Origin of the sequence: Streptomyces flavochromogenes, from assembly GCF_000717595.1 — a bacterium.
Taxonomy (GTDB): Bacteria; Actinomycetota; Actinomycetes; order Streptomycetales; family Streptomycetaceae; genus Streptomyces; species Streptomyces flavochromogenes.
In genome coordinates, this window is record NZ_JNZO01000029.1 from 37,129 (window position 1) to 54,031 (window position 16,903).

Here is a 16,903-nt window from a genome sequence, read left to right on the forward strand (position 1 = left end):
CATGAGCGCACACCTGGCACTGACCCAGCTTGTCCCCTTCGCCGCCGAAGAGCTGGACGAGAACAAGGTGACCCCCGGCGTCCTCGGCTTCGTCGTCTTCGCGGTGCTGGCCGTCGCGGTCTGGCAGCTGATGAAGTCGATGAACCGCCACATGGGCAAGGTCACCTTCGAGGAGGCCCCCGACCCGGCCGTCGCCTCGGAGACCCCGGCCCCCTCGGCCGGTCCCGCCGGCAAGTAGCCGACCCGCCCCCGGGCCCGTACCCCAGCGGTACGGGCCCGGGGGCGCCGTCGTGCGACGGCGGGCCACTCCCGTGGCACGGCCCGGGGCCGCCGCCCCGGAACGGCGGGGCTACCCCACCGGCACCCCCAGGACCTCCCGGGCGTGCCGGTTCGGCACCATGCCCAGGTCCCAGGCCTGCCAGGGCGTCGACGGGTGGATGCCCCGGCCCAGGATCACCGTGTACGCCTCCGCGCAGTCGTCGAGCCGCGGGTCCCGCGCCGGATGCCGGTCCGCGATCAGCGCGGCGAGCTCCTCGCGCGCCGTGACCGTCCCCGGCTCCGGGCTCCCCGGGACCGCGTGCGGGAGCAGCGTGCAGCGCAGGAAGCGCGCCCAGTCCGCGCCCCGCAGGTCGCCGTACGAGCCGAACAGCGCGCGGGCCTCGTCGCACAGCCCGAGCGCCTGCGGCACCCGGGCGTTGCCGGCGTCGATGATCGCCAGCTCCAGGGAGGTCCAGGCCTCCCCGTGCGGCAGCCCGATCCGTTGGAAGTCGGCCCGCGCGTCCACGAGCAGCTGCCGGGCGAAGCCCGAATTGCGCAGACCGCCGGTGCGGGCCGCGAGCTGGTCACGAGTGACCCTCCCCGAATGGTGCCGGGCACTGGCCAGCCCGTACACGTCCCGCATCCGCGAGAACATCGTCCGCGCCCGGCCCAGCTCCCGCACCGCGTCGTCCCGGTCGCCGCGCTCCTCCAGCGCATGGGCCAGGTGGAACAGCGTCCACGCCTCCCCGCGCGCGTCCTCCTGCTCCCGGTGCCGGGCGAGCGCCCCGCGCAGCCCCTCGACGGCCGGCTCCGCGTCCCCGGCGGCGAGCCGCGCCCGGGCCAGCTGGGTCAGCGCCCAGGCCTCGCCGCGCCCGTCATGGATCCGCCCGTAGCCGTCGAGGGCCTCCCGCAGCCCGGCCTCCGCGCCCGGCACGTCACCCCGCAGCAGCAGCACCTGACCCCGCTGGAAGTGCGCCCACGCCTGGCCGTGCGGGGACTCGTGCTCCCGGTGCAGCGCGAGCGACCGGTCGAGCAGCGCCGTCGCCTCCGCCAGGTTCCCCCGGTCCCGCTCCACGGCCGCGAGCGCGTGCAGCGTCCAGCCCCGGTCGGCGGCGAGCGCCGCCGGCTCCTGGAGCGCGAGCGCCTCCCGCAGCCGGGCCGCCGCGTCCGTGAGCCGGCCCTGGTGGTGCAGGGTGATGCCGAGCGAGCAGAGCGCGAGCGCCGCCCCCGGGTCCTGGTGGGCCTCCTGGTAGAGCGACACCACGGACGTCAGGGTCGTCCGTGCCTTGTCGAGCTCGCCCAGCTGCCGGGCCGCGATGCCGGTCCGCCACTGCACCGAGCGGGACAGCTGGCCCTGCCCGACGGACTCGGCCAGTTCGTTGATCTCGCCGAGCCGGTAGAGGTCGCCGCGCAGCAGGCAGTAGTCGCAGAGCGCGCCCAGCAGATCGAGCACGGTCTGCTGGTCGACGCCCTCCGTGTGCCGCAGGGCCGCCGTGATGAAGCTGGACTCCTCGTCGAGCCAGCTCAAGGCCGCCTCCAGGGAACCGAACCCGTGCCCGTCGAAACGGTCGGCGCGGGTCGACATCTTGCCGTCGACCATCCGGATCACCGCGTCCGCGAGCTCCGCGTAGTTCCGTATCAACCGCTCCTGCGCCGCCGCGATCTCCGCAGTGTCCTCCTCGTCGAGGAGCCGTACCGCCGCGAAGCCGCGGACCGCGTCGTGCAGCCGGTAACGCTCCCCACGCACCGGGGCGAGCAGCCCCGCCGCGGCCAGCTCCCGCAGCAGCCGGGCGCCCTCGGCGCCGCTCCCGTCGAGCAGCGCGGCGGCGGCCGCGGCGCCGAGGGAGGCACGTCCGGCGAGCGACAGCCGCCGGAGCAGCCGTCTCGCCTCGTCGTCGAGATCGACGAAGTACCGTGCCCACAGGGCGCGTTCGACCGGGGCATCGCCCCACCCCGGCCGGCCCAGCACCTCCGCGAGATCGTCCATGGACCGCCGTCCCAACAGGGAACCCGCCGCCCGCAGCGCCAGCGGAAGCCCGCCGCACAGCTCCCGGATACGGTCGAGCGCCTCCGCGTCGTACGGCTCGGGGGCCATAGCCCCGCCCGCCGCCCGCAACAGCTCCTCCGCCCCGGCCGCGTCGAGCGCCGCGACCGGCAGGACGTGCGCGACCACGTCCCCCAGGTCCAGCGGCTCCCGGCAGGTCACCAGGATTAGGCTCTCCGAGCGCTCCGGGAGCAGCGCCCGCACCTGGGCCGCGTCCACGGCGTCGTCCAGGATCACCGTCACCGGCACCCCGGTCAGCTGCCGCTGGTACAACTCCGTGAGCCGCGCCACCTGCCGGTCGGCCGTGGCGCCCTCCCGGAAGAGGAGCCGCTCGCGCGGGGCCCCGAGCCGGTTGAGCAGGTGGAGCAGCGCCTCCCTGGTCGCGAGTGGCCGCTCGCCGCTCGCGCCGCCGCGCAGGTCCACCACGCACGCGCCGCGGAACTGGTCGCGGAGCGCGTGCGCCGCCCGTACCGCGAGCGCCGTCCGCCCGGACCCGGGCTCGCCGTGCAGCAGGACCACCGTCGGCCGGGTCTCCGCCGAGGCGCGCCCCGTCTGCACCCACCGGGTGATCCGTGCCAGCTCCTCCCGCCGGCCCGCGAAATCCCCACCGGGGTCGGGCAGATGCCCGAAGGAACGCTCCAGTACGGCCCGTCGCCGGGCCGCCGCGCTCCGATCGGCCCCGCGCAGCCGCTCGGGCCGCGACGCCGCCGCCCGTCGGTCCCAGGAGGACCTGTTCTCGGGGTCGTCCGGCAGCGGGCCCCGCCCGCTCCCGACGCCGACCCCGCCGACCCCACCGGCCCCGCCGGACCGGTCTCCCGCCTCCGCCGGGGGTACGTCCCCGTTCCCGCCGGCCTGCGACACCCGCTCGCGCTCCAGGAACGGGCGCATGCCCCGTAGCTCCAGAGCCGTCATCCAGCGGACCCGCGCCGCCTCGACGGCACCGTCCGGCACCGCCGTTGCCGTGGCCGCCGTCGGCGCGACCGGCCCGGGCCGTCCCGCGGTCGCCCTGAGCACCGTCGCCGCCGCGCCCGCCACCGCCACCACCGCGCCCGCGCCGAGCGCGGTCCCGGCCGTCGTGCCGAGCGCCAGGTCCGCGCCGACCGCGGCGACGGCCGCGACTCCGGCGACGAGCGCGGGACCGCCGAACACCGGCCCGGAGGAACGGTTCGCCGCGGTCCGGGCGCCGGCCTCCCCCTCCTCCACGGCCCGTACGTACGCGGCGTACTCCTCGCCCGCGCCCGCCGCCATCGAGTCCAGCGCGGCCCGGCCCCGGGCGAGCAGGGCCTCCGCGCCCGCCCGGCTCCCGGAGTTCCGCAACTCCTCCTCCACAGCCCGTTCCCACAGCCGCTCAGCCTCGGCCCGATGGCTGTCCCGCATCTGCGTCCCCCTCCGCGCGTGCCCGACCGTCCGTCCCTGAGGCCCTGTCAGACCCCGGTCCGTGCGCGTCCAGTGTGCTGTGCGGGGCGTGATGGCGCGAGAGCGGAGTACGGAGGGGAGGGCTGCGGTGGGCCGGTCGGCAGGGCGCACTCACCGTGTTCCACGACCGCCTGGGCTACGCCGGCGGAGATCCGGCTGACGGCACGGATCGCGGTTCTGGAGGTGACGGGCGTCGACGGGTCGTACGGGGGAGAGCCCGCACCACGCGCTCCCGGGAGATGCCGGTCGTTCCGGAGCGGCGGTGAGCGACGTGCCGGCGATCGCCGCCGAGGACGCCACGGTCGTCCTCGACGGGACCACCCTCCTCGCGCCGACGACGTTCGAGGTGATGCCCGGCGCTTTCTGGTGCCTCACCGGAAGCAACGGCTCCGGGAAGACGACCCTCCTGCGGGCCTTCCTGGGCAGCCGCAGGCTGACGGACGGCGCCGTCCTCGTGCGCGGCGAGAGCGTCGACATGGCCAGGCCCCGGCACCGGCGCCTGATCGCCTCGCTCGTCGAACCGATCCCCGTCGCCCGTGACATCACGCTCCGCGAGCAGGTGACCCTGGTCGCCGCCTCCTGGTACGGCAACACCACGGAGACCGCCGAACGCGCCGACGAGGCGCGGCCACCTCGCCCAGGGTGCGGTCCGCGCGGCCCGCACCCGGGGGCGCGCGATCGCTGCCGCGGTGTTCCTGCCGGCCGGCGGCGCCCTGCTGACGCTCGGCGTCGCCGAGCCGGACGCCCGCCTCGCGACCCTGTCCTGGACGGCCGGCGCGGTCGGCGTGCACCTGGGGTCCGGGTGGGTCGGCGAGAGCCGGCGCGGACTGCGTGACGAACCGACCCTTGCCCCGCTGCTCGGGGAGGGGTGGGGCGGGATGCTCGCCCGCACCCTGGCCTGGCCCGCCGTCGCCGTGGTGCTCGCGCTGGGCGCCAGGTTCCTGCGCGAGATGAAGACGAACCTGCCCGTCGCACTGCTCCTTCCCGTCGTCACGCCGCTGGGCGACCTCTCCGCCCTCCGCGTCTTCGTGTGGCAGTTCGACGGACTCGTCGTCGTCCTGGCCGGCGTCCTCGTGATGAACGGGACGCCGTCCGCGTCCGGCGCCGCGCTGGTCGCGCTCGGTGCGGCCGCCTGCTGCGTCTGGGCGGGCCTGCGCCGCACCGGGTGGTCCCTCCGGCCCTTCGTCACCCGTCTCGGCCGGGTGTAGCGACGCCCCACGGGAGTGGCCCCCGGTCCGCCGGGGGCACGGGTCGCGCGCGACTCCGGGGCGGCAGGGCAGGATGGACTCCATGGCGAACCGACTGGCCCATGAGACCTCCCCGTACCTCCTTCAACACGCCGACAACCCGGTCGACTGGTGGCCGTGGTCGGCCGAGGCCTTCGAGGAGGCCCGGCGCCGCGACGTCCCCGTGCTGCTCAGCGTCGGATACAGCTCCTGCCACTGGTGCCACGTCATGGCGCACGAGTCCTTCGAGGACGACGCCACCGCGGCCCTGGTCAACGAGAACTTCGTCGCCGTCAAGGTCGACCGCGAGGAGCGCCCCGACGTCGACGCCGTCTACATGGAGGCCGTCCAGGCCGCGACCGGCCAGGGCGGCTGGCCGATGACCGTCTTCCTCACCCCGGACGCCGCCCCCTTCTACTTCGGTACGTACTTCCCGCCCGAGCCCCGCCACGGCATGCCCTCCTTCCCGGAGGTCCTGGAGGGCGTCAAGGGCGCCTGGGCCGACCGGCGCGACGAGGTCGGCGAGGTCGCGGAGCGCATCGTGAAGGACCTCGCGGGCCGCTCCCTCGCGTACGGCGGCGACGGCGTCCCCGGCGAGGAGGAACTCGCCCAGGCCCTCCTCGGTCTCACCCGCGAGTACGACGCGACCCACGGCGGCTTCGGCGGCGCCCCCAAGTTCCCGCCGTCCATGACCCTGGAGTTCCTGCTCCGCCACCACGCCCGCACGGGCTCCGAGGGCGCCCTCCAGATGGCCGCCGACACCTGCGAGGCGATGGCCCGGGGCGGCATCTACGACCAGCTCGGCGGCGGCTTCGCCCGCTACGCCGTCGACCGCGCCTGGGTCGTGCCCCACTTCGAGAAGATGCTGTACGACAACGCCCTGCTCTGCCGGGCGTACGCCCACCTGTGGAAGGCCACCGGCAGCGACCTGGCCCGCCGGGTCGCCCTGGAGACCGCCGACTTCCTGGTCCGCGAACTCCGCACCCCCGAGGGCGGTTTCGCCTCCGCGCTCGACGCCGACTCCGACGACGGCACCGGCAAGCACGTCGAGGGAGCCTTCTACGTGTGGACCCCGGCGCAGCTCACCGAGGTCCTCGGCGCGGAGGACGCCGCCCTCGCCGCCGCCCACTACGGCGTCACCGAGGACGGCACCTTCGAGCAGGGCAGCTCCGTCCTCCAGCTTCCGCAGGAGGCCGGTCCGGCCGACGCCGACCGGATCGCCTCGATCGCCGCACGGCTCCTCGCCGCCCGCGAGGAGCGCGAGCGTCCAGGCCGCGACGACAAGGTCGTCGCGGCCTGGAACGGTCTCGCGATCGCCGCCCTCGCCGAGACCGGCGCCCTCTTCGACCGCCCCGACCTCGTCGAGCGCGCCACCGAGGCCGCCGACCTCCTCGTCCGGGTCCACATGGACGAGTCCGCGCGCCTCACCCGTACGTCCAAGGACGGCCGGGCCGGTACCAACGACGGTGTCCTGGAGGACTACGCCGACGTCGCCGAGGGCTTCCTCGCCCTCGCCGCCGTCACCGGCGAGGGCGCCTGGCTCGACTTCGCCGGCTTCCTCCTGGACCTCGTCATCGACCGCTTCACCGCCGAGGGCGGCGCCCTCTACGACACGGCCCACGACGCCGAGGCCCTGATCCGCCGCCCGCAGGACCCCACGGACAACGCCGCCCCTTCGGGCTGGACGGCCGCGGCCGGCGCGCTGCTCTCGTACGCCGCGCACACCGGTTCGGACACCCACCGCGCCGCCGCCGAGGGCGCCCTCGGCGTGGTCAAGGCCCTCGGCCCGCGCGCGCCGCGCTTCATCGGCTGGGGCCTGGCCGTCTCCGAGGCCCTCCTCGACGGGCCCCGGGAGATCGCGGTGGTGGGCGCCTCCGGCGACGAGGCCTTCCGGGAGCTGCGCCGTACCGCGCTCCAGGCGACCGCCCCCGGCGCGGTGCTCGCCTTCGGAGCCCCCGACAGCGAGGAGTTCCCGCTGCTGAGGGACCGTCCGCTGGTGGCCGGTGGTCCCGCCGCGTACGTGTGCCGTCACTTCACCTGTGACGCGCCGGTCACCGACCCGGACGCACTCCGCCGGAAGCTCTGAGGCCTCCGGAACGGGGACGGCCCCGCGACCCCTCCGAGGAGGGGCGGCGGGGCCGCACCGTGCCGGGCGTCGTCGCTCAGCTGTTGCCGGCGCCGTTGCCGGACAGCACGGGGATGTCGCTGAGGATGTGCGACAGCGGCTCGTCACCCTTGGCCTGGGTGGAGTTCTCGGTGCACTGCTGGTTCTGCGGGGAGGACAGGACGTTGACGTCCTGGACCGCGATCGGGATGAGGCCGATGAGCGAACCGGCGTTGACCTTGGCCGGCAGGCCGACGCACGGCTTGTTCAGGGAGCCCTGAACGAGCGCGAACTGCGGGCTCATGTTGCCGTGGGTGGCCGAGTTGCCGAACTCCTGGTGGGCGCCGTTGCCGCTGAGCGACGTGGTGCCGCCGTCGTCGGCGATGGCGAGCGCCTGTCCGGCACCCGCCGCCGTCGCGCCGAGCACCGACGCGGCCACAGCAGCCGTAGCCAACAGCTTCTTCATTGTTCAGGCCTTTCGGATCGTGGCCCGCTGAGTGCCGAGCCGTGCTGATCAACTGGTCAGCGGTGCGGAGGTTCCGCGAAGTCCACCGGACGGACTACGGGCAGATGAGCGAAGCGCCAGGCGTCGGCCGGTAGGTGCCGACGGAGATCTGGCTGGGCGCGACCTCGTCGGCCGCCGGCAGTGGCCGGTCCTCGCGCAGCCGCAGGAAGACCTCGGCCGCCCCCTCCTCGTCCCAGGCGAGGGTGGACCCGACACCGGCGATGTCCGGGTTGAAGCCGCGTACGGGCACGGTGGCGAACTCCGTACGGTCCGGGGGCAGGTCCCGCAGCCGCCCGGCGAGCGCGAGCAGCTCGGTCGCGGAGATCCCTCGTTCGGCGGCGCCCGTCCCGCGGAGGGTCTCCGCGAAGTCCCGCAGCCGGCCGGGATCGTCGAGGATGCCCTCGCGGAGCCGCTCCAGGGTGTTCACCACGAACTTCTGCTGCTTCTGGATGCGGCCGAAGTCCATCTGCCCGTCGGCCTTCCGCGACCGCACGTACTGGAGGGCCTCGCCACCGCCGACCGGTTTGGTCCCGGGCTGCAGGTCGATGCCGGTGGCCGGGTCCTTGAGGGCCTTCTCCGTACAGATGGGGACCCCGCCGTCGACGCGGTCCACGGTGTCCATGAAGCGCCGGAAGTCGATCTCCAGGTAGCGGTGGACGGGCAGTCCCGTCATCGACTCGACGGTCTCCACGGCGAAGGAGGAACCGCCTTCCGCCCAGGCTCCGTTGATCTTGGCCTGGTGGGCGGCGTGCAGCTTTCCGGTGCGCCGGTCGCGGTGTTGGTCGGGGAAGGAGGTGAGCGAGTCGCGGGGCAGGCTCACCACGTCGACCCGGTCGTTCTCGGCCGAGACGTGCACGAGCATCATCACGTCCGTGCAGTCGCACTCCTTCCCGCCGAGCCGGAAACGTTCCTTCTCCTCCTCGGTGACTCCCTTGCGGCTGTCGATGCCGACCACCAGGAGGTTCAGCCCCTTGTCGGGGGCGGGGAGACCGGTGGGGACGGCGGCGAAGGCGGCGGGAGCGAGGGCGGCGAGGGCGGCGAGCGCCGCCGGGACGAGCAGCGGACGTCGGGGGCGCCGTGTTCGTGGGAATTTCATGCCCGCACGGTAATTCGATCGCTCTCGCACACAGATACACGACGCGACATGAACAGGACGAATCACTCTCCTGCGGCGCCTGTGGAATGATGCGGGAATCGCAGCGGAAGGAGCGAAGATGGCGCCGGATCCCGGGAAATGGGAACGGATGGCCTTCATTCCGAAGAGCCGATATGTGAGCGACCCGCCCCCAGTCGACCGCACACCATTCCCCCTCTATTCCTCACTCGTGACCCAGTGGGTGCAGGCGGGCCGGACGGTACCGGGGATGCCCGATCGTGAATGGGAACGCCTGATGGCCACGCCGGTCTGGCCGACCTGGTAGCGACGGGCCGGGCCGGCACGGAGCAGACGCGGAAGGGGCCGCCCCGGAGGGCGGCCCCTGACGTGTGAACGTCGTCGCGCGAAGGCGGAACGTCAGTTGTTGCCGACGCCGTTGCCCGACAGGACCGGGATGTCGTCCAGGATGTGCGAGAGCGCCTCGTCACCCTTGGCCTGGGTGGAGTTCTCGGTGCACTGCTGGTTCTGCGGGGAGGACAGGACGTTGACGTCCTGGACCGCGATCGGGATGGCCCCGAGGAGCGAACCGGCGTTGACCTTGGCCGGCAGACCCACGCACGGCTTGTTCAGGGAGCCCTGGACCAGCGCGAACTGGGGGCTCATGTGGCCGTACGTGGCGGAGTTGCCGTACTCCTGGTGGGCGCCGTTGCCGCTGAGCGACGTGGTGCCGCCGTCGTTGGCGATGGCGAGCGCGGGCGAGGCAACGGCGGCGGTGGCGCCGACGATGGAGACGGCTGCGGCCGCAGTGGCCATAACCTTCTTGATCACGGGAGTTCCCTTCTAGAACCGGCTCCGTGCAGGGAGCGACCTGGTCAACTGGCCACGGACGCGGGGGTTCCGCTGTGTCACTCCCTTGGCGGAGCGCACTCGGCAGCGCCAAACGGAGGGCCAGTCGAACGGGTGAAGCGCCGGAACCTCAGCCCCCGCGCGCAGTTGATCCCGTCGCATCAATCAGGTCGATTGGTGGGAACAGGAACGGAATCACCGTGATCAAGAAGATTATGGCGGCTGCGGCTGTTACGGCCTCTGTTGTCGGCGCTTCTGCTGCGGCGGCCTCCCCGGCGCTCGCCATCGCCGACGACGGCGGCACGACCTCGCTCAGCGGCAACGGCGCGCACCAGTCGTTCGGCAACTCCAAGACCGCGGGCGACATGAGCCCCCAGTTCTCGGCCGTCCAGGGCTCGCTGAACAAGCTCTGCCTCGGTGCCCCGGTCAAGGGCAACGTCGGCTCGGTCGTCGGCGTCCTCGTCCCGGTCGCGGTCCAGGACATCAACGTCCTGTCCAACCCGCAGAACCAGCAGTGCACCGAGAACTCCACCCAGGCCAAGGGTGACGAGCCGCTGTCGCACATCCTGGAGGACATCCCGGTCCTCTCCGGGAACGGTGCCTACAACGGCTGATCCGTCTCGCGCGGGACAGGGCCGGAGGGAACGATCGCGTTCCCTCCGGCCCTGTCGTGCGCGCAATGGAGTGAAAGAACGAAAGTCGTCGTTTTCGCGGTTTCCTTTGTGCGGCATGTTCGTTGTGTTGCGTGAAAGTGTTCCGCCACCGAAAGGATGCAGACGAAAATGAACTGTAAGAAGGCTGCTGCCGTCGTCGCCGGAATCATCATGGCCATGGGTGCGGCGACCCCCGCCTTCGCCGACGCGGGCGCCGAGGGTCTCGCGATCGGCTCGCCGGGCGTCCTCTCCGGCAACGTCGTCCAGATCCCGATCCACGCGCCGATCAACGTCTGCGGCAACAGCGTGAACGTCATCGGTGTGCTCAACCCGGCCGCGTTCAACACCTGCGCCAACTTCTGAGCCCCGAGCGGCTCGCAGGCACAGGGGCCGGCCCCCGGGAGCGCACCCGCTCCCGGGGGCCGGCCCTCCCTCATGCCGAGACGGGCGCCTTGCGGCCCGTACGCGGCCGGCCCACCGTTCCGCCCCGGGCACCCGCGCGCAGCCGCTGCCGCACACCCCGCACGAGACGCCCCGCCGTGTACTCGGCGCCGAGGACGAACCGCATCGAGGGACCGTACGAAGGAGCGGTGAGCAGTCCCGCGAGGAACAGGCCCGGCCACGAGGACTCGAAGAGACCGCCGACCTCGGGGGCGCCGCCCACGCCGACCGTCCGCAACGCGCCGCGCAGCTCCGGGGAGAGCATGCCCGCCCGGTCCAGGCTCGGTGTGAAACCGGTGGCCGCGACGACATGGTCGGTCTCCAGGACCGTCGCCCCCTCCGGCCCGGTCACGTCGAGCCGCAGCCGCTCGTCCCCGGTCACGGTCGCCGCGGTGATCCGCTGCCCGAGGCGTACGTCCGCGACCGCCGTGAACCGCTCACGCAGCCACCAGGCCCCTGCCGGGCCGAGCGCCGAGTCGAAGAGCCGCTCCCGGGTCGCGGCCGGCAGCCGCCGGAAGACCCCCGGCGTGTCCGCGTACAGCTTGTTCCGCCAGCCGCAGCCGAGCCCCGTGTGCGGGGCGCACACGCTCGGCCACAGGCCCCGGTCGAGGGCCGGGGGCAGGGTGTTCCAGCTCAGCCGGTCCGCGCGGGCGAGGATCCGCACCGTCGCGGCACCCTCCTCGACCAGGAGTGCGGCCGTCTCCAGGGCGGCCTGCCCGGCCCCGACGACGGTCACGTCCCGGCCCGCGAAGCGGTCCAGGTCGCCGTGGTGGCTGGAGTGGGTCGCATACCGCCGGGGCAGGCCCCGCAGCGGCCCCGGCATCTCCCTGAACGGCAGGACGCCGACCGCCAGCGCCACCGTCCTGGTCCGCAGCGCCTCGCCGTCCTCGGTACGCAGCTCGAACCCGTCCGCGCAGGGCGCGACCGAGTCGATCAGACGCTCGTCGAGCGCCGGCACCGCCCGCCGGGCGAACCAGTCGCCGTACGCGGCGAAGAAGCCCACGGGCAGCGGAACCCCGTGCGTGGCGCGCACGCCCCGCGTGGCGGCGTAGGCGTCGAGCCCGTACGCCCGCTCCGGGTCGGAGAGATGTGAGGCCCAGGGCTCCGACTTCAGGAACATGCCCGAGGGCATCGCGTGCCAGGACCCCATCGAGCGGCCGAAGGTCCGCAGGCGCAACCCGTGGGCGGCCGCGTGCGCGGCGACGGACAGACCGTACGGTCCCGCCCCGACGACCACCAGGTCGTACATCGACTTCGACATCGTGCCTTCCGCCTTCATCGTGGGGTGAGCTGGTGGGAGGAACTGCGGGCCGGCGGCGCCGACGGGGAGATCGCCGGACCCGCCCGCCGGGACCCGAGGAACCGGCGCGCCGACGCCACCGCCCTGCGCAGCAGGTGCCCGAGCCAGACGAGGCCCATCGCGAGCGCCGGTGCCGGGTCGTCCGCCGCGCACCAGGCGTACTCGGTCCGCCGCGACATGCCCTCCACCCCGGCACCGTCCCGGTCCGCGGGGCGGCGCCGCGGGGAGGTGAGGAGCGACAGCGCCGCGTAGTTCTCGACCACGAACCGGCGCCCGTACGCGGGGGAGTGCGGGGGTACGGGACGCCCGGTGAGGTCCAGATGGAGCGCCCGGACCACGTCCAGACCGTTCGCGTCGGCGAAGAGCCGGAACTGCGCGCCGGGCCGGGGATTGAAGTCGAGCAGGTGGTACGCCCCCGTCGCCCGGTTCATCCGGAAGTCCAGGTCGCACACCCCCCGGAAGCCGAGCGCGCCGCACAGCTCGCGGGCCGCGCGCTCCACGGCCGGGTTCGCCGTCCAGCGGCCCACGGCGGTGAGCCCGGCCCCGTCCGGCCAGGACCGCTCCTTGCACCCCGTCGCCCCCGTCGAGCAGCCGCCGTTCGCGTCCACGTACCCGTGGAAGAACCAGTCCAGGTCACGGCCCGCCGGGAGGAGTTCCTGGAGCAGCAGCCGGCTGCCGGCCTCCGGGGCCCGGGCGTACAGCTCCCGCACCTCCGCGAGGGACCGCACGATCGAGGTGCTGCGCAGCCCGCCGCCGGCCGGAAGCAGCCAGGGACGGCTCCACTTGGCGACCACCGGCAGGCCGAGCGACCACGCCATCGCGGCGGCCTCGTCGGCACCGGTGGGGAGTTCGGTACGGGGGTGGGGCAGGCCAAGGGACGCACAGGTCTCGGCGAGCTCCGCCTTGTCCGCGACCCGCAGCAGCTGCTCCTCGGTCTGCTCGGGCAGCAGGAAGCGCGGGGACAGCTCGGCGCGGCGGCGCGCCAGGCCGAGGGCGCTCACGTCGTCCAGGGGAAGGACGAGGAGGGGAGTTGACGCATCGTCGGGTGCCGGGCTCGTCCCGTTCACGATCTCGTCCGCGTACCGGTGGAGAAGCGCGGCCAGCTCGGTGTCGGAGGTCTCCCCGGGGCTCGCCCGGGCCGACCGGAGATAACGGGAACGGGTGACCGGGCTGGTCCCCGATTCGATGACCGCGTGGACCGGAATTCCCGCCCGGCCCAGGGAACGCGCGGCGCCGAGCGTGCCGTGATGGAAGGGATTCCGGTCGAGCCGCACAAGGATGGTGGGGACGCGGGTGTCGAAACTCTGACGACGCGGCACGGCATGCCCTTCATCTCGGGTGCCCCAACTGGGCGATCAAATCCTCTAATGGACTACTGATCAGGGGAAGCGGAGTTCACGGTCGGCTCATTAGGAATACTTTCGGAGCATCGGATTGACGGAGCATCAAAACGCGTACGACGCGAAGGAGCGGCCATGGCGGCTACACATCGGCGACCATCGAGAGTGTGGCTGGGGGTGTTCACCGCCGGTCTCCTCGCCTCGGGCTCAGTCGTGCTCGCGTCCCCCGCGCACGCCTCCGCATCGGTAACGACGAGAGACCCCGGACCGACTCTCTCCAGCGCCATGGGAGCCTTCCTCGACTCGGGCGCGCTCGGGGTCGCCCGCATCGAGCAGCTGGAGCAGTGGCTCGGCGGACGGGAACTCCGCGTCGGCCACACCTACCTCCCCGGCGACCTCTGGAAGAACATCGAGGGCCCGCCCGGCTTCCTCGACGCCTGGGCGGACTGGCGCAACGAGAAGGCCGACCGCCTGTTCGTCCTCAACGTCCCCATGCTGGAGCGCAACGAGGCCGGCGTCTCCGACGCCGAGGTCCGCCGCCAGCTCCAGCTCGGTGCCGCCGGGTACTACGACCACCACTTCACGGTCCTCGCCGAGCGGCTCGTCCGGCTGCGGGCGGTCGACACGGTCGTCAACCTCGGCTGGGAGATGAACGGGACGACGTACACCCACCGCTGTGCGCCCGACCCGACCGCGTGGAAGAAGTACTGGAACCGGATCGTCACCGCGATGCGTTCCGTTCCCGGCCAGGAGTTCCGCTTCGACTTCAACCCGAGCCGCGGCCGCGACGCCGTTCCGTGGACCGAGTGCTACCCGGGCGACGACGTCGTCGACATCATCGGGATGGATTCGTACGACCAGCCCCCGGGCTCGAATTTCGACCAGCACGTCAGCGAACCCTACGGACTGCAGAAGCAGGTCGATTTCGCCGCCGAGCACGGAAAGCAGATCTCGTATCCCGAATGGGGGCTCTTCCGTAACGGCGACAACCCCGAATACATGCGGCGCATGCTGGAGTGGATGAAGCAGCACAAGCCGCTGTATCACACGATCACCGATTACTGTCCGCACGGCGTCTGGCAGTGCGACGACAATCCGCGGTCGTCACAGACGTTCCGGCAGATGCTGTACGGCACCGAGCCGGAACTCCCGACCCAGCCGACGGATCCCACGGAGCCGACGGATCCCACGGAGCCGACGGATCCCACGGAGCCGGTGGACCCGACGGAGCCGGTGGACCCGACCGACCCGACGTGGCCGACGGACCCGACGGACCCGACGGAACCCACGGACCCGGTGGATCCGGTGGACCCGACGGTTCCGGAACCGAAGCCGGAACCGAAGCCTGAGCCCAAGCCGGAGCCCAAGCCGGAACCGAAGCCTGAGCCCAAGCCGGAACCGAAGCCTGAGCCCAAGCCGGAGCCGAAGCCTGAGCCCAAGCCGGAGCCGAAGCCTGAGCCCAAGCCGGAACCGAAGCCTGAGCCCAAGCCGGAACCGAAGCCTGAGCCCAAGCCGGAGCCGAAGCCTGAGCCGAAGCCTGAGCCCAAGCCGGAGCCGAAGCCGGAGCCGAAGCCGGAGCCGAAGCCTGAGCCGAAGCCTGAGCCGAAGCCTGAGCCCAAGCCGGAACCGCAGCCCGAGCCCAAGCCCGAGCCGCAGCCCGAGCCCAAGCCCGGCTGCTGGACCGTGAACCTCGGTTCATGGGTCGAGAGCTGGATCGGTGGGCCGGTCTGCGTCCCGAAGGACTCCTGGAAGGACGAGGTCGACCTCGACTGGAAGGACGCGCTGAAGGGCGTCTGGCCCTTCTGATCCCCGCGGCGGCGGCGGAGATCATCCGCCGCCGTCGTTCGGCGTGCGTCCCGGGAGCCGGCCGAGCGCACGGCCCACCCAGGCGCGTTCCCGCGCCTGCCGGGCCGCCCAGCGGCGCGCGTCGGCGGCGGCCGCGCGGAGCCAGAGCAGCGGGGCCGTACCCCGGCCGGTCAGCATGAGCCGCTGGTTGCCGACGGTCTCGGGCCGCCAGTGGTGCTTGTACGCCTCGGTGCCCCGCAGCATGCTCAGCGTGGCCCGGCCGTCCGTGCTCGTCTCCCCGGCGCCGTGCCGGAGCAGCATCGTCGCGACGTCGACCTTGCGGGCCCGCAGGGCCGGGTCGGCGCCGTACAGATAGCCGCCGGCGAGCCGCGGCGACATCAGGGTCAGGTCGGCGGCCACCACGTCCCCGGCCAGCCGGAACTCGGTCACCATCGCGTCCCCGCGGTCCACCATCGGCCGTACGGCCCGGGTGAGGTGCTGGGCGAACCGCTCGCTGGTGTGCTCGGCGGTGACGCCCCGCCCCTGCCACTGGAGCTGATGGAGCCTCAGGAGCCGGTCGAGGGCGGCGGGCACCTCGGGCCCGGTGACCACGTGGGCGTCGATGCCGAGGGCGTCGAGCTTGCGCAGCTTGGCGCGGACCCGCTGGGCCTTCCCGGACGGGATGCGGGCGAGGAGCCCTTCCATGGGTACGGCGGGCAGTTCGAGGCACAGCGAGTCGGGCATCCGCCGGCGTGGACCCCGCCAGTGGACGAGGACCCGTTCGCTCGCCGCCCCCGGCCGCACCTCGCGCAGGTCGATCACCGCGCCCCGGGCGGTCCGGGCGAGCGCCCCGGCCAGCGCGGGGGCCGCCTCGGGGCAGCCGTCGTCGAGGAGCACGTCCGTGAAGTCGGTGATCGAGCCGCCGAGCTGGGTGAGGACGGGCAGCGGCCCCCGGGCGCGCATCAGGGCCGCGGCGGCGACGAGTTCGCCGTCCTCCCGTCGTACGAGCACCAGCCGCAGCGCACCGGGCCTGCCGTACGAGAGCCACCAGGAGTGCAGCCAGGCGTGGGACTGGAAGGGGGTGGCGGAGGAACAGCGCCCGTACAGCGCCGTCCACTCGGCCGCCAGCCGCCCGAAGCCCTCCTCGTCACGGCAGATCTCCGTCCGCAGGGCCGCAGCGGCGCCCGTCGCTCTCGGACTCACACCGCCTCCGGCTGGTGCGCGGCGGCGGCCGGCGCGGGCACGGCGGCGGAGGAGACGGCTCCGGACGGGGACGCCTGCCGGGAGTGCCGGGCCTCGCCGCGCGCGGCGGCGCGCTTCGGCCGGACCAGGAGGGCGAGGCCGCCGAGGAGCCCGCCCGCACAGCCGCCGACGAGCGCGGAGAGCGGCGCGGAGGGCGAGACGGGCGCGACCGGCTTGGTCGCGCGGGAGAACTGCACGACCTTCACGCCGGTGCTGCCCGCGACGTGGGTGCTGTTGAGGATGAGCGCGCGGGCCACCCCGTCGGCCATGGACACGGCCTTCGCGGGCTTATCGGCGGTGGCGGTGATCGAGATCATCGGCGCGTCCGGGGAGGTCGCGGCCTGCACGTTCCTGCGCAGGGTGTCGGCGGTGACCCCCGCCCACACCTGGGCGTCGCCGGTCACCGCGATGTCGGTGGCGACCCGCCCGTAGGCCTGGGCGAAGCCGAGCGCGGCGGCGGGGTCGGACTTCTCGGCCGGTACGACGATCACGTAGCTGGTCGCCGCGTACTGCGGGGCCTTGAGGGCACCGTAACCGCCGCCGAGGACGGCTCCGGCGAGGACGGCGGCGGGCAGGACCGCCCAGCGGCCCGGTGCGCGAAGGCCGGCGGGGAGGTGGGTGCGGCGTGGGCTGGTGTTCATGGGACG

General features: G+C 73.5%; 13 protein-coding genes and 2 pseudogenes. 7 read left to right on the forward strand and 8 right to left on the reverse strand.

Features of this window, described 5'->3' with window-relative positions; all coding sequences use genetic code 11:
* Nucleotide 1: 1 nt before the first annotated feature.
* Nucleotides 2-238: a hypothetical protein gene (locus IF00_RS0131635; protein ID WP_037639462.1), complete on the forward strand. Its 237-nt coding sequence runs from the start codon at nucleotides 2-4 to the stop codon at nucleotides 236-238.
* A gap of 111 nt (nucleotides 239-349) precedes the next feature.
* Here IF00_RS0131635 and IF00_RS0131640 read toward each other — a convergent pair whose 3' ends face one another.
* Entirely contained in the window at nucleotides 350-3,679 is a 3,330-nt protein-coding gene (locus tag IF00_RS0131640) for a tetratricopeptide repeat protein (protein WP_030323997.1), read from the reverse strand.
* Between the two features lie 310 nt (nucleotides 3,680-3,989).
* On the opposite strand from IF00_RS0131640, the pseudogene IF00_RS47200 reads away from it, so the two are divergent.
* The 3 genes and pseudogenes from IF00_RS47200 to IF00_RS0131650 form a co-directional block, all read left to right on the forward strand.
* Nucleotides 3,990-4,316 (forward strand): annotated as a pseudogene (locus tag IF00_RS47200) (ABC transporter ATP-binding protein); the annotation flags it as partial.
* Nucleotides 4,317-4,407: 91 nt separating this feature from the next.
* Nucleotides 4,408-4,926, forward strand: a complete 519-nt coding sequence (locus IF00_RS47205; protein WP_030323998.1) for a hypothetical protein — start codon at nucleotides 4,408-4,410, stop codon at nucleotides 4,924-4,926.
* Nucleotides 4,927-5,008: 82 nt separating this feature from the next.
* A complete protein-coding gene (locus IF00_RS0131650) occupies nucleotides 5,009-7,030 on the forward strand; it encodes a thioredoxin domain-containing protein (RefSeq protein ID WP_030324000.1) in 2,022 nt (673 codons plus the stop codon).
* Between the two features lie 76 nt (nucleotides 7,031-7,106).
* Here IF00_RS0131650 and IF00_RS0131655 read toward each other — a convergent pair whose 3' ends face one another.
* From IF00_RS0131655 to IF00_RS0131665, 3 genes are all read right to left on the reverse strand, one after another.
* Entirely contained in the window at nucleotides 7,107-7,514 is a 408-nt protein-coding gene (locus IF00_RS0131655; protein WP_030324004.1) for a rodlin, read from the reverse strand.
* Nucleotides 7,515-7,608: 94 nt separating this feature from the next.
* Complete coding sequence (locus tag IF00_RS0131660) at nucleotides 7,609-8,649, reverse strand: LCP family protein (RefSeq protein ID WP_030324006.1); 1,041 nt, start codon at nucleotides 8,647-8,649, stop codon at nucleotides 7,609-7,611.
* A gap of 417 nt (nucleotides 8,650-9,066) precedes the next feature.
* A complete protein-coding gene (locus IF00_RS0131665) occupies nucleotides 9,067-9,477 on the reverse strand; it encodes a rodlin (protein ID WP_030324009.1) in 411 nt (136 codons plus the stop codon).
* A gap of 218 nt (nucleotides 9,478-9,695) precedes the next feature.
* Between IF00_RS0131665 and IF00_RS0131670 the strand changes: the two genes are divergently transcribed.
* Both IF00_RS0131670 and IF00_RS0131675 read left to right on the forward strand, forming a co-directional pair.
* Entirely contained in the window at nucleotides 9,696-10,109 is a 414-nt protein-coding gene (locus IF00_RS0131670; RefSeq protein WP_030324010.1) for a rodlin, read from the forward strand.
* A 168-nt stretch (nucleotides 10,110-10,277) separates the two neighbouring features.
* Nucleotides 10,278-10,511 carry a chaplin gene (locus IF00_RS0131675; RefSeq protein ID WP_030324012.1) on the forward strand — a complete coding sequence of 78 codons (234 nt, stop codon included), beginning with the start codon at nucleotides 10,278-10,280 and terminating at the stop codon, nucleotides 10,509-10,511.
* A gap of 70 nt (nucleotides 10,512-10,581) precedes the next feature.
* On the opposite strand, the gene IF00_RS0131680 is transcribed toward IF00_RS0131675, so the two are convergent.
* The gene (locus IF00_RS0131680; RefSeq protein WP_030324014.1) at nucleotides 10,582-11,838 is read right to left on the reverse strand and encodes an FAD-dependent oxidoreductase; all 1,257 of its coding nucleotides are present in this window, start codon (nucleotides 11,836-11,838) and stop codon (nucleotides 10,582-10,584) included.
* A gap of 26 nt (nucleotides 11,839-11,864) precedes the next feature.
* Entirely contained in the window at nucleotides 11,865-13,208 is a 1,344-nt protein-coding gene (locus IF00_RS0131685; RefSeq protein WP_030324016.1) for a carboxylate--amine ligase, read from the reverse strand.
* 156 nt (nucleotides 13,209-13,364) lie between these two features.
* Between IF00_RS0131685 and IF00_RS47210 the strand changes: the two are divergent.
* A pseudogene (locus IF00_RS47210) lies at nucleotides 13,365-14,516 on the forward strand (glycoside hydrolase family 26 protein); the annotation flags it as partial.
* Nucleotides 14,517-15,056: 540 nt separating this feature from the next.
* Here the strand turns inward: IF00_RS47210 and IF00_RS0131695 are convergent.
* Nucleotides 15,057-16,217 (reverse strand): GNAT family N-acetyltransferase, encoded by a 1,161-nt coding sequence (locus IF00_RS0131695; RefSeq protein WP_030324018.1) that lies wholly within the window; start codon nucleotides 16,215-16,217, stop codon nucleotides 15,057-15,059.
* Nucleotides 16,214-16,897, reverse strand: coding sequence for a YveK family protein (locus IF00_RS0131700; RefSeq protein ID WP_030324019.1), 684 nt, complete (start codon nucleotides 16,895-16,897; stop codon nucleotides 16,214-16,216). Before IF00_RS0131700 ends, IF00_RS0131695 begins: the two co-directional genes overlap by 4 nt.
* Nucleotides 16,898-16,903: the final 6 nt, after the last annotated feature.

Excerpts from the sequence above, each read along its gene's own strand:
- IF00_RS0131635 (WP_037639462.1), top strand. The coding sequence starts at position 2 with ATGAGCGCACACCTGGCACTGACCCAGCTTGTCCCCTTCGCCGCCGAA.
- IF00_RS0131640 (WP_030323997.1), bottom strand. The coding sequence starts at position 3,679 with ATGCGGGACAGCCATCGGGCCGAGGCTGAGCGGCTGTGGGAACGGGCT.
- IF00_RS0131650 (WP_030324000.1), top strand. The coding sequence starts at position 5,009 with ATGGCGAACCGACTGGCCCATGAGACCTCCCCGTACCTCCTTCAACAC.
- IF00_RS0131655 (WP_030324004.1), bottom strand. The coding sequence starts at position 7,514 with ATGAAGAAGCTGTTGGCTACGGCTGCTGTGGCCGCGTCGGTGCTCGGC.
- IF00_RS0131660 (WP_030324006.1), bottom strand. The coding sequence starts at position 8,649 with ATGAAATTCCCACGAACACGGCGCCCCCGACGTCCGCTGCTCGTCCCG.
- IF00_RS0131675 (WP_030324012.1), top strand. The coding sequence starts at position 10,278 with ATGAACTGTAAGAAGGCTGCTGCCGTCGTCGCCGGAATCATCATGGCC.
- IF00_RS0131680 (WP_030324014.1), bottom strand. The coding sequence starts at position 11,838 with ATGTACGACCTGGTGGTCGTCGGGGCGGGACCGTACGGTCTGTCCGTC.
- IF00_RS0131700 (WP_030324019.1), bottom strand. The coding sequence starts at position 16,897 with ATGAACACCAGCCCACGCCGCACCCACCTCCCCGCCGGCCTTCGCGCA.